The 10583-nt window shown below is 71.6% G+C and carries 12 protein-coding genes and 1 pseudogene; 7 read left to right on the top strand and 6 right to left on the bottom strand.

Annotated features, from left to right (window positions below; translation table 11 throughout):
* Positions 1 to 364: pseudogene (locus VGZ32_RS11035) on the bottom strand (hypothetical protein); the annotation flags it as partial.
* A 208-nt stretch (positions 365 to 572) separates the two neighbouring features.
* Between VGZ32_RS11035 and VGZ32_RS11030 the strand changes: the two are divergent.
* On the top strand, positions 573 to 2045 hold the full coding sequence (locus tag VGZ32_RS11030) for an MFS transporter (RefSeq protein ID WP_326885839.1): 1473 nt from the start codon (positions 573 to 575) through the stop codon (positions 2043 to 2045).
* A 53-nt stretch (positions 2046 to 2098) separates the two neighbouring features.
* Here the strand turns inward: VGZ32_RS11030 and VGZ32_RS11025 are convergent, their stop codons facing one another.
* Complete coding sequence (locus tag VGZ32_RS11025; RefSeq protein WP_326885838.1) at positions 2099 to 2809, bottom strand: endonuclease V; 711 nt, start codon at positions 2807 to 2809, stop codon at positions 2099 to 2101.
* A 73-nt stretch (positions 2810 to 2882) separates the two neighbouring features.
* Between VGZ32_RS11025 and VGZ32_RS11020 the strand changes: the two genes are divergently transcribed.
* The 3 genes from VGZ32_RS11020 to VGZ32_RS11010 all read left to right on the top strand — a co-directional run bounded on the left by VGZ32_RS11020 (position 2883) and on the right by VGZ32_RS11010 (position 5630).
* Positions 2883 to 3839 carry a pseudouridine-5'-phosphate glycosidase gene (locus VGZ32_RS11020; protein ID WP_326885837.1) on the top strand — a complete coding sequence of 319 codons (957 nt, stop codon included), beginning with the start codon at positions 2883 to 2885 and terminating at the stop codon, positions 3837 to 3839.
* A gap of 6 nt (positions 3840 to 3845) precedes the next feature.
* On the top strand, positions 3846 to 4934 hold the full coding sequence (locus tag VGZ32_RS11015) for a carbohydrate kinase family protein (RefSeq protein WP_326885836.1): 1089 nt from the start codon (positions 3846 to 3848) through the stop codon (positions 4932 to 4934).
* Positions 4935 to 5051: 117 nt separating this feature from the next.
* Positions 5052 to 5630 (top strand): hypothetical protein, encoded by a 579-nt coding sequence (locus VGZ32_RS11010; protein WP_326885835.1) that lies wholly within the window; start codon positions 5052 to 5054, stop codon positions 5628 to 5630.
* A 239-nt stretch (positions 5631 to 5869) separates the two neighbouring features.
* Here the strand turns inward: VGZ32_RS11010 and VGZ32_RS11005 are convergent, their stop codons facing one another.
* On the bottom strand, positions 5870 to 6862 hold the full coding sequence (locus tag VGZ32_RS11005; RefSeq protein ID WP_326885834.1) for a helix-turn-helix transcriptional regulator: 993 nt from the start codon (positions 6860 to 6862) through the stop codon (positions 5870 to 5872).
* Positions 6863 to 6977: 115 nt separating this feature from the next.
* Between VGZ32_RS11005 and VGZ32_RS11000 the strand changes: the two genes are divergently transcribed.
* From VGZ32_RS11000 to VGZ32_RS10990, 3 genes are all read left to right on the top strand, one after another.
* A complete protein-coding gene (locus VGZ32_RS11000; protein ID WP_326885833.1) occupies positions 6978 to 7283 on the top strand; it encodes a hypothetical protein in 306 nt (101 codons plus the stop codon).
* 181 nt (positions 7284 to 7464) lie between these two features.
* Positions 7465 to 7626: a hypothetical protein gene (locus VGZ32_RS10995; RefSeq protein ID WP_326885832.1), complete on the top strand. Its 162-nt coding sequence runs from the start codon at positions 7465 to 7467 to the stop codon at positions 7624 to 7626.
* A complete protein-coding gene (locus VGZ32_RS10990; protein ID WP_326885831.1) occupies positions 7626 to 8351 on the top strand; it encodes a hypothetical protein in 726 nt (241 codons plus the stop codon). Before VGZ32_RS10995 ends, VGZ32_RS10990 begins: the two co-directional genes overlap by 1 nt.
* 90 nt (positions 8352 to 8441) lie before the next feature.
* Here the strand turns inward: VGZ32_RS10990 and VGZ32_RS10985 are convergent, their stop codons facing one another.
* The 3 genes from VGZ32_RS10985 to VGZ32_RS10975 form a co-directional block, all read right to left on the bottom strand.
* Positions 8442 to 9164, bottom strand: a complete 723-nt coding sequence (locus VGZ32_RS10985) for an AMP-binding protein (RefSeq protein WP_326885830.1) — start codon at positions 9162 to 9164, stop codon at positions 8442 to 8444.
* A 211-nt stretch (positions 9165 to 9375) separates the two neighbouring features.
* The gene (locus VGZ32_RS10980) at positions 9376 to 9930 is read right to left on the bottom strand and encodes a methylated-DNA--[protein]-cysteine S-methyltransferase (RefSeq protein ID WP_326885829.1); all 555 of its coding nucleotides are present in this window, start codon (positions 9928 to 9930) and stop codon (positions 9376 to 9378) included.
* Positions 9931 to 10318: 388 nt separating this feature from the next.
* On the bottom strand, positions 10319 to 10489 hold the full coding sequence (locus VGZ32_RS10975) for a hypothetical protein (RefSeq protein WP_326885828.1): 171 nt from the start codon (positions 10487 to 10489) through the stop codon (positions 10319 to 10321).
* Positions 10490 to 10583: the final 94 nt, after the last annotated feature.

Raw genomic sequence — 10583 nt, 5'->3', positions numbered from 1 at the left:
GCTCGTCCGCGGCCATGCCGGGCGCGGCGTCCGGGTCGGCGTCGTAGACCCCGGCGTCGGCGCGCTCGGCCCGCTCGACCATCGGCAGCACGGTGCGCGCGGAGAACCGGTGCGCCGCGAAGCCGAGCAGCCGGGTGCGCAAGCTGGGTCGTCCGGGGTCCGGCACCGCCTGTCCGGCGTCGCGCAGCTTGGACTCCCAGTGCGCGGCGTGTCTGCGCTCGACGCCAGCCAGCTCCTCGAAGATCGCGCGCCGCTCGCCGGTCTCGGCGTCCGCCAGCCGGGTGTACAGCTCCGCTGCGTCCCGCTCGCTGGCCAGCAGGTCACGCCAGTGGCCCGCCTCGTCCGAACCCGCGCTTCTGCTCATCCGGCCACGACCTCGTCTCTGCTTTCCCACGTCCTGCGTGAGCGTATGCCACCAGGTTCCCATTCCCGGCAGAGGTCCACGACAGATGGATCGGGTGCCGAAGCCGAAGAATCGGAGTCTCCTTGAGGACCGAACCTGTCCGCAATCCCTTTTAACTTAGGTCTCACAGCAGACGACGAAGAACCCGATCCTCAGGGAGGAACCCACGATGAGCATCGCTCTTGAGAACGAGAGGGCCGCGTCGGTGCCGGCAGTGCTCGCCCCGCCGGAGACCGAGGTAGCGAAACCGTCCCGCCGGTCCTGGCTGGTGCTGTTCACCGTGATCGGCGCGTCGGTGATGGACCTGCTCGACTCGACGATCACCAATGTCGCCGGCCCGTCGATCCGGGCCAGCCTGGGCGCGTCCACCTCGGCGCTCCAGTGGATCATCGCCGGGTACACCCTCTGCTTCTCGGTGACGCTGATCACCGGCGGGCGGCTCGGCGACGTGTTCGGCCGCCGCCGGATGTTCCTGACCGGCTTGGTCGGCTTCGTCGTTGCGTCGGTGGCGTGCAGTCTCGCGGCGAACGCGGGAATGCTGATCGGCACCCGGGTGATCCAGGGCGCGTTCGCGGCGGTGATGGTGCCGCAGGGCGTGGGTCTGATCCGCGGAGCGTTCCGGCCGCAGGAGATCGGGAAGGCGTTCGCGATCTTCGGCCCGTGCATGGGGCTGTCCGCGATGATGGGCCCGGTGGTCGCCGGACTGCTGATCGACAACGTAGGCTGGCGGGCGATCTTCCTGATCAACGTGCCGCTCGGAGTGGTCGCCCTGTTCGGGGCGCTGCGGGTGCTGCCCGCCGATGAGGCGGCCAGCGCGGACAAGCCGCGGCTCGACCCGGTCGGCGTGCTGCTGGCGAGCGTCGGTGTGCTGCTGCTGGTCTTCCCGCTGGTACAGGGCCGCGAGTATGGCTGGCCGGTCTGGTCGTTCGCGATGATGGGCGCCTCCGTGCCGATGTTCGCGCTGTTCGCGGTGTACCAGGGGGCGCGGCGCCGGTCCGGGCGCGACCCGCTGATCGAGCCGGGCCTGCTGCGCAAGCGCGCGTTCACCGGCGGCCTGCTGACCATCACGCTGTTCTTCGGGGCGGCCAGCGGCGTGTTCCTGATCGGCACGCTGCTGCTGCAGGGTGCGCTGCACTTCAGCCCGCTGCACGCGGGGCTCACCGGGCTGTGGTGGTCGGTCGGCACGCTCCTGGCGCTCGGTGCGGGTGGCGCGTTCGTCAAGAAGTCGCCTCGTGCGGTGCTTCAGGTCGGGCTGCTGGTGATGGCGGCGGGTCTGGTGTTCTGCGCCCTGACGGTGCATCACTACGGCGCCCATCTGAGCACCTGGACGATAGGTCCGGCGATGATGCTCAGCGGCCTGGGCATGGGCCTGGTGTTCGCGCCCTACTTTGGGATCCTGCTCGCCGCGGTCGAGGACCACGAGGTCGGCTCGGCCTCCGGGGTGATCAACTCGACCAACCAGCTCGGCGGGTCGATCGGCGTCGCGGCGCTCGGCACGGTCTTCTTCGACACCGCGGGTGGGCACGGGATGTTCGCGGCGGCCGAGCGGGTGTACCTGGCCGCGGCGGTGGCGCTCGCCGTCACCTGGATCGTCTCGTTCCTGGTGCCGAAGACCGCGCGGGACGAGAACGCGGTCAGCTGAGCTCGGCGGCTTGACAGAGCCGGCACCGGCCCACGGGGGGCGGTGCCGGCTCTTCACGCTTTCGCCACGGCGAGGGCGCTGCGCGAGAGACGATCGGCCTGCCGCGTCGTCTCGGGCAGGCGGTAGCTCGTCGCCAGCCGCAGCGTCAGCTCGATCGTCTCGTCGAGGCCGACGCGGTGGCCGGTCGAGACGAACACCGGCTTGACCCCCGCCTGGGTCCGCAGCACCCGGCCGACTTCCTCCCAGCCGACTTCCTCACTGCCGTCGAGCAGCGGGGACCAGTCCCCGCGGCGTGGTCCGGGTTCGTCGAAAACGCCGACGAACGCGGTCTTCGCGACGCCGAACGACGGCAGGCCGGTCAGCACGCCGAGGTGGCAGGCCAGCCCGAAACGCCGGGGATGTGCGATCCCGTAGCCGTCGCAGACGAGCACGTCAGGCGGGGCGGTCAGCCGGTCCAGCGCGTCGAGCAGCGCCGGGACCTCCCGGAACGCCAGAAGCCCCGGGATGTACGGGAACTCGACCGGGCGCGTCGCCGTGGACGTCTCGGCCACTTCGCCGGTCACCGGGTCGATGACCGCGATCGCGCCGGCGACGACGCTCTCGTCTTTCGCGTATGCGACGTCGAGTCCCGCGACGCGTCGGGCGCCGCCGAGAGCGCCGACGGATTCATGCGAGACGAGCGTGCGCAGCTCGTCCTGCACCTTGAGCGCTTCGGCCTCGTCGCGTGGCCATGCACCGGGCGCGGCCTGCCCCGTTGTCCTCACAGACCGCGAGTGTATGCCGCCGCGCGCCCGGCTCTCAGGTTCCCGGAGCGCGATCAGCGGGAATGCCTCACCCATGGTCGACATCGACGCGCAACCCGCATCCGGGACCGCCGCTCCCGCCGTCCGCGTCGCCGAGGAGGTCGCGGAGGCGCTCGAACGCGGCGCGGCGGTGGTCGCGCTCGAGTCGACGATCATCAGCCACGGGCTACCCCGGCCCGACAATCTCGAGGTCGCGCACCGCATCGAGGACGCCGTGCGCGCCGGCGGGGCGGTTCCGGCGACGATCGCGGTCGTGGACGGGGTCGCCCGGATCGGCCTGGACGGGGCCGCGCTGGCCGCGATCGCCGAGCGGGACGACGTGGTCAAGGCGAGCGTGCGCGACCTGGGCTTCGTGGTGGCCCGCGGCGGCAGCGCGGCGACGACGGTCGCGGCGACCGCGTTCCTGGCCGCCCGCTGCGGGATCCGCCTGTTCGCGACCGGCGGCCTGGGCGGAGTGCACCGCGGCGCGCGGGAGAGCTTCGACGAGTCGGCGGACCTGGTGGCGCTGGCCCGCACCCGCATCGCGGTGGTCTGCTCCGGAGTCAAGTCGATCCTGGACATCGGCGCGACGCTTGAGCGGCTGGAGAGCCTGAACGTCCCGGTGGTCGGGTACCGCTCGGACACCTTCCCGGCCTTCTACATCAGCAATTCCGGGCACCGGCTGGACTGGCGGGCCGACACGCCGCGGGAGGTGGCCGACGTGATCCGGGCCCGCGACGCGCTGGCGCTGGGCGGGCAGGGCATCGTCGTGGCGAACCCGCTGCCGCCGGACCAGCAGCTCGACGCGCGGCTGCACGAGCGGGTGCTGCGCGGCGCGCTGGCGGAGCTGGAGGCGAAGGGCATCTCGGGAAAAGCCGTCACCCCGTTCCTGCTGGAGTACTTCCACCGCAACACAGGCGGCGAGAGCATGCGCGCCAACATCCGGCTCGTGCTGCGCAATGCGAAGCTGGCCGCGCGGATCGCCGCCGCGCTGTCCGGCGACGGCTCCTGAGCTCGCGTGACGTCGAGCCCAGACGCCAAGTCGACCGGTCATCTTAGCGATGACGCCGGGCCCGCGACATCCGGCCCAACCGGGAATACGACCGGTCGTCTTGGCGAGGATGCCGGGCACGCGACTTCCAGCCCGGACGTGGTGCTGCTCGGCGACGTCATGGTCGACATGCTCGCCCGGCTCGAGGGTCCGCTGATGCACGGCAGCGACAGCCCGGCGCGGATCACGGCGCACGGCGGCGGCGCGGCCGCGAACACCGCCGGCTGGCTCGTCGAGGCCGGGGCGCGGGCAACGCTGATCGGCCGGGTCGGCTCCGACGCCGCGGGGCGGTCGATCGAGGCCGACCTGCGCAAGGCGGGCGTCGACGTCCGCTTCACCGCGGATCCGGATCTGGCCACGGGTGTCGTGATGGTCCTGGTGGATCCGGACGGCGAGCGCACGATGATTCCCGACGCGGGCGCGAACGCCTCGCTGCGCGCCGCGCACCTGCCACGCGAGGTTTTCCGCGCAGGCGCGCATCTGCACCTGTCGGGCTACACGCTGCTCAAGCCTCAGTCCCGGGCAGCCGGACTTGCCGCGCTGGAGCTGGCGCGCGGCTCGGGGATGACCGTGTCGGTGGACGCCGCGTCGGCAGGTCCGCTCGCCTCGGTCGGCCCGCGCCGCTTCCTGGACTGGATCGCCGGCGCGGACCTGCTGTTCGCGAACCGGCAGGAGGCGCTGCTGCTCGCGGGAGTCGCCGACCCGCCGCACGCGGCCGCGCGCATCCTGGCCGCGCATGTCGGAACAGCCGTGGTCAAGCTCGGCGCGGCCGGCGCTCTGGCGCAACGATCTGACGGCGCGTTCGCTCACGTCACTGCAGACACGGAAGCCGGTAGAGAGTCTCCGGTCGTCAGCTCCGCAGAGCCCGACGCCGCGGGACTCGACGCTCCGTATCTCGACACAACCGGCGCTGGCGACGCGTTCGCCGCGGGATTCCTCGTGGCCTGGCTCGGCGCTGCGCCACTGGAAGCGGCCCTCACAGCGGGAGCGGCGCTCGCCGCCCGGGCCGTGCGCACCCCCGGCGGCCGACCTCGGCGCACCGGCCGAGTCGTCTGACCCCGCCCGCACCGGGTGAGGGCTGATCGCCCCACGCTGCCACCCGCGCGGCACCGCGCACAGCGGAGTGGTCTAACCCCGCCGCGTCCCGACCGACGCGGCACCTATGCTGGGGCGATGCCGCCGACCGCGTTCGGGATCACCGAGTTCCAGCTTGTGCTGCTGCGCCGGATGGCCGACTTCCACCCCGACTTGGTCGAACAGGCCCGGGCCGCGCTCGGCGTGACCGTCGCGGACATGCGCGAGGCGAACGCGCACTGGCAGCGGATGAACCGGTCCCGGACCTTCCGCCTCACCCTGTCGGCGCTGCGCGGCATCCTAGGCGCCCCGTTGTCCGAAACCGAGCGCGCCGCCGGGAGCACCGAGATCCGCTTCCGCATCGCGCGATGGGCGCTGCCGCTGTGGCCGGACCTTCTGCTTGAGGCGATCGCCGGTCTCGACGGCTTCGTGATGGACTTCGGGCTGACCCGCGATCCGGCGGCGGGGGTGCCGAAACTCGCCGACCTCTCGGATCTCGCGCCGTGGTCGTGCGTGGTCGGCGATGTGGCCACGGCCTTCCGTCCCGCCCGCCTGCGCGAGGGCTCGGCGCCGAGCCGACGCGAGCTGCTGTTCACCGCTCCGGCGCCGGACGGGCAGCCGGTACAGGCACGCGCGGAATTCGTTTACGGTCTGCTGCAACGCGTCATCTCGGACTAAGGCGGATGCGCGGGATAAGACCGGCGACGCGCCCAATGCGGGGCGCGATGTCCCAAAGCACAGCGCCGACGCCCTTGAAGCGCTGACAACTGCAACAGCCACGTAGGGAACCGCACACAGGCGTGTAACAGCGGCAGTGGATCTTATCCGGAGCTGTATGCTCCCGCGTTGTGCCGCTCAGGTGTCCTAGCGAACCACGGCGCCGAAGAAGATTCCCACGCGCCTTCCCGCGTGCGGGCTCAGACGTCCTTGATCCACCCGCGCTCGACCGCGCGCGCCCCGGCCTGGAACCGGCTGCGCGCGCCGAGCCGCGCGGTCAGCTCCGCGGTGATGCGGCGGCTGGTGCGGACCGAGACGCCGAGCTTGCGCGCGATGACCTCGTCGGTGTGGCCCTGCGCCAGCAGCGTGATGATCGCGCGCTCCTGGCTGTTGAGCCCGTCGTCGTCCGGCCGGCGGTCCGTGCCCACCGGGTTGGCCGACAGCCACGTCTGCTCGAACAGCGCGCAGAGGGCGGCGACCATGCCGGGGCCGCGCTGCACGACCGCGCCGATCTCGCTGTGCTCGGGGTTGACCGGGATCAGCGCCATCTTCCGGTCGAAGATGGTCATGCGCAGCGGGAGGGTGGCCGCGGTGCGCACCTCGCCGCCCTGCTCCACCAGCCAGTGCATGTACGCGTTCGTCGCCGGGTCGTTGCGCACGCTGTCGAGGTAGATCGTGCGCATGGCGGTACCGCGTTCCAGCGCCTCCTGGTCGAGCGGCTTGCTCGCCTCCATCTGCTCCGCCGGCTGTGCCCCGCCGGGCGCGAAGGACATGACCTCGCCCAGGCCCGCGTGCGCGGCCTCCTCGATCCAGGCCCGCACCGCGTCGACGCCGACGAGCTGCTCGATCTCGGCGTGCTGGCGCGAGGGCCGTAGGTCCGCGTAGTCCGCGACCACGGCCGCCACCGCCGCGCGGCTGTGCGCGATCTGACGCTGGCGCTCGAGCAGGTCGGCCTCCTGCTGCGCGAGCAGCGAGGACAGGCCCACCTCCGGGCTGACCAGCCGCAGCGCGCCCGGATCCTCCCAGGAGGGACGCAGCAGGGAGAGCTTGGCGAGCTCGTCCAGGGCGTCGCGGACCCGAACGGCCGGCCACTCGTGGCGCACCGCGATGTCGGTCACCCCGACGCGCGGCTCTTCCAGCATGGACCGGTACACCTTCTCGGCGTCCAGACTGACGCCCAGCGCTTCCAGCATGGCAAGCCCCCAGACAACGGTTGCTCCAATTCAAGCGGTGCAGGTCCCTGCACCGCAAGATTCTGCCACACCGAATTCCTGGCCCACACTCCCACGAGATTGGAACATCAGGGTTATGTATCTCATCAATTCCCGGCTCTCCGGCGGCAGCTCCGGCATTAGCGCGAACCACCTGCACCGCATTCTGACCGATATCGCGAATCCCGCGGATCACCTCGAGCACGTCTACGCCGAAACCGGGGACGAGGAGGCGCGGCTGGCCTTCTTCCTGTGCCACCCGGACCTGCGCGCCGCGGAAAGCGCCGCGGCCGAGCTGTGCCAGCGCGCCCTGGACACCTGCCCTGAGCTGGAGGGTTGGTCCATGGAGTACTGCGGCGCGGGCGTCGTGCCCGGCGCCGAGAAGATCCTTCTCGGGGTGTGATTCGGTCACGAGCAGCTTGCTGCCAGGGCAGGGTCATGACAGCCAGGACCGCTGACACCGCGTACCGAGTCCGGCAAAATCCTGCCACGAGATATTAGCCAACCAGGCGATGAAGCCTTGGAACTCCCCGCGTTTTGGCACTTATCGGCCAGCGTTCTCCCCCTGTGAATGAGGCATACCCATGAAGCGTCTCCCCCGCGTCGCGCGTGCCGCCGTGGCCGCCGCCGCCGTCGCCTCGACCGGTGCGATAGCCGTGCTGCCCCTCGCTGCTGCCGCCGCCCCCGCGGTCGCCACCGTGACCACGGCTTCGGGCCCCACCACCAACACCCTCGGATGGAGCTGATGACCGCCGAAATCGTCTCCCCGCCGCTGCGCCGTCACGTCCGGGGCCCGATCCCGCTGCGCCGGCCGCTGGTCGGCCCGGCGCCGGCCCAGCAGGCCGCTGCGCCGAGCACCGCGCGCAGCGCCGCGGCCCTGCTGGGCGCCGAGTTGGAGGAGCTGACCCGGGACGAGCTGATCGCGCTGGTGCCCGAGCCGTGGCTGTTCGAGCGGATGGTGCCGCCGAGCCTGTTCACCCGGATGATCCGCAAGGGTCTGACGGTGCGGGTGCTGCACGGGCCGGCCCGCGCCGGGGAGCCCGCGCCGTTCCCCGCGCTCGCCCGGCTGGGCACCGCCGCACCGACCACGTTCGCACTGCCGTACCCGGTGATCGTGCGCGACCGCTCGGTGCTCTACATGCCGCACCCGGACCCGCGCCACCCGATGGCCGGACGCCTGCTGCCACAGCCGCATGTGGTGGCCGCGCGTTCACTGGCCGTCGCGTTCGACCTGGCGTGGGCCGCCGCGGCGGGCCAGGCGCAGGCGCCCGAGCCGCCCGGACAGATCAACGCGGAGCAGCGGGAAATCCTGCAGGTGCTCAGCAACGGCGTCACCGACGACCACGCGGCCGCGCAGCTGCACATGAGCCGGCGCACCTTCGCCCGGCGCGTGGCGGCCCTGATGGACCACCTCGGGGCCACCAGCCGGTTCCAGGTCGGCGTGCAGGCGGTCCGGCGCGGCCTGATCTGACGGCGCCCGCCGAGCCGCCGCACGCGGACCGCCCACGGCGGCCATAGGAGCCACCGTGGGCGGACGTTCGAAGCGGGCGGAGCCGCGCCCTTAGCCGAAGCGGCGCGTCCCCGCGAGCAGGCTCAGCACGTTGCGGTGCGAGGCCATCACCGTGGGAGCGGCGCTGCCCGGCCCCGCGGGATAGCTCAGGTAGGCCAGGTCGTCGGGCCCCGCGGCCCAGGGATCGTCCTCGAGCAGGCCGTAGGTGTCCGGTTCGCCCAGCTGCGCCGGTTCCGGGTCCACCACGATGGTGCGGTAGGCGCCGTCGGGCAGGGAGACGCCCACCTGCGCGACGATCACGCGCAGGCCGATGTCCTTGCGCATGAAGGTGAGCCGCTCGGCCGAGTAGGCGGGATCCAGCGGGACGTACGCGGCGCCCGAGCGCAGGATGCCGAGCATCCCGATCACCAGTTCGGTGGAGCGCTCGCAGCACAGGCCCACCAGGTGACCGAGGCGCACGCCCGCGACGCGCAGACCGCCGGCGACAGCGCCGGCCCGTGCCCAGAGCTGCGCGTATGACATCTCCTCGCCGTCGACGATCACGGCGATCTCGTCGGGGGCCAGGCACACCTGCTCGGCGATCAGCTGCGGGATGCTGGCGTCGGCCGTGATGTCCCAGTCGGCGTTCGCGCAGGCCGCGAGCAGGGCCCATTCCGCGTCGGGGAGGCAGGACAGCGGCCGGGCCGTCTCGGCGTCGCCGTAGTGCCGGATCGTCTGCGACCGGATGGCCCCGGCCGCCGGCCTCGTGAGCCGGTCGGTGTATCGGATGAACATTCCGGTCCCTCCGCGTAAGGTCCCCGCGGAACGCGGTGCTCCGCTTACAGTGCTCGGAAAGCTAACAGCACGGGTTCAGCCGCTCGCGGTGCGTGGGCAAAACTGGCATGAGTGTGCCAACCGCGCTTAAAGGGTCACCGAACGTGCACGCGGCACCGGGGACAGATGAGGCAGAATCCGTATTCAGTATGAGAATTCGAGCACGCGGGCGTCAGACGTCGAACAGGGTCGGCGGCAGCGACCCCTCGAGTGTCAGCAGTCTGCGTTTGGTCTCCAGCCCGCCGCCGAAGCCGCCGATCCCGCCGTCCGCGGCGATCACCCGGTGGCAGGGCACCACGATCGCCACCGGATTGCTCCCCATCACGGTCCCCACCAGCCGTGACGCGGAGAGTGTGCGTCCTGACATCAGCGCCAAATCCCCGTAACCCACCGTACTGCCATAAGGCACTTTCAGGTGGAGGGTTTCCAAGATGGTGCGCTGCGCCCCTGCGGTGAGCGACCAGTCGACGGCGATGTCAAACGCCTGGCGTTCCCCGGCGAAGTACTCGGCGAGCTCACGGCTCACCTGTGCGCCGAGCGGGTGGCCGGCAAGATCGGCGGGCGGCTCGACCGGGTCGAAGTCGCGCGCGAAGCGGCGCAGCGACCCGAAGTTCAGCCGGACGAGTCCCCGCGGGGTGACCACCAGGGCGAGCGGGCCGATCGGCGTGTCGACCTCGCCCCAGGCCGAACCGGGCGGCAGCGGATAGCGCCCGCTCTGTTCCGCCATGGGTCCGCCTCCTCAGTCGCCTTTCGCCGTCCCCCCGATCGTATGACGCGTCGGCTCGCCGTTCTCGCGGATTTCCGCCGCCGGTCTGGTCGACCTCGACGATCCGTCACGCCGCGTCACATTTAAGACGACCGGTCGCTTTAACGCCCTCGGCCGACCACGAGAAGGCCGTCGCCCCCGTTGCTCACCTCGAGGACCGGTCACACCGCGTCACATTCAAGACGACCGGTCGCTTTAACTCACGCAGCCGACCACGAGCAGGCCGTCACCCGCGTTGCTCACCTCGAGGGCCGGTCACACCGCGTCACATCTAAGACGACCGGTCGCTTTAACGCCCGTGGCCGGCCACGAGCAGGCCGTCGCCCGCGTTGTTCACCTCGAGGACCGGTCACACCGCCGCGCGGACAGCGTCCCGCGCCGCCTGGTCCAGTCGGCGCAGCGCCCGGCCGAGCGGCGAACGGCGGCCCGAGGCGGGGAATCCGGCCGCCAGCCCGGAGGCGAGCGCCGAGATCTTGTGACACAGCGCCGCAGCGCGCCGGATCGCCGCATCCCCTGACATGGCGTCCGATTCCGCGCGCGCCGCGGAGATCTCCGGTTCCCGCCCGCTTGTCGAGGTCGCAGTGCTTGTCAAGGTCGCAGTGATTCTCGAGGTC

The sequence above is a fragment of the Actinocrinis sp. genome (assembly GCF_035938995.1).
Taxonomy (GTDB): Bacteria; Actinomycetota; Actinomycetes; order Streptomycetales; family Catenulisporaceae; genus DASZGI01.
The sequence above is the reverse complement of the archived record's forward strand: the minus strand, read 5'-3'. Positions and strand labels throughout refer to the sequence as shown.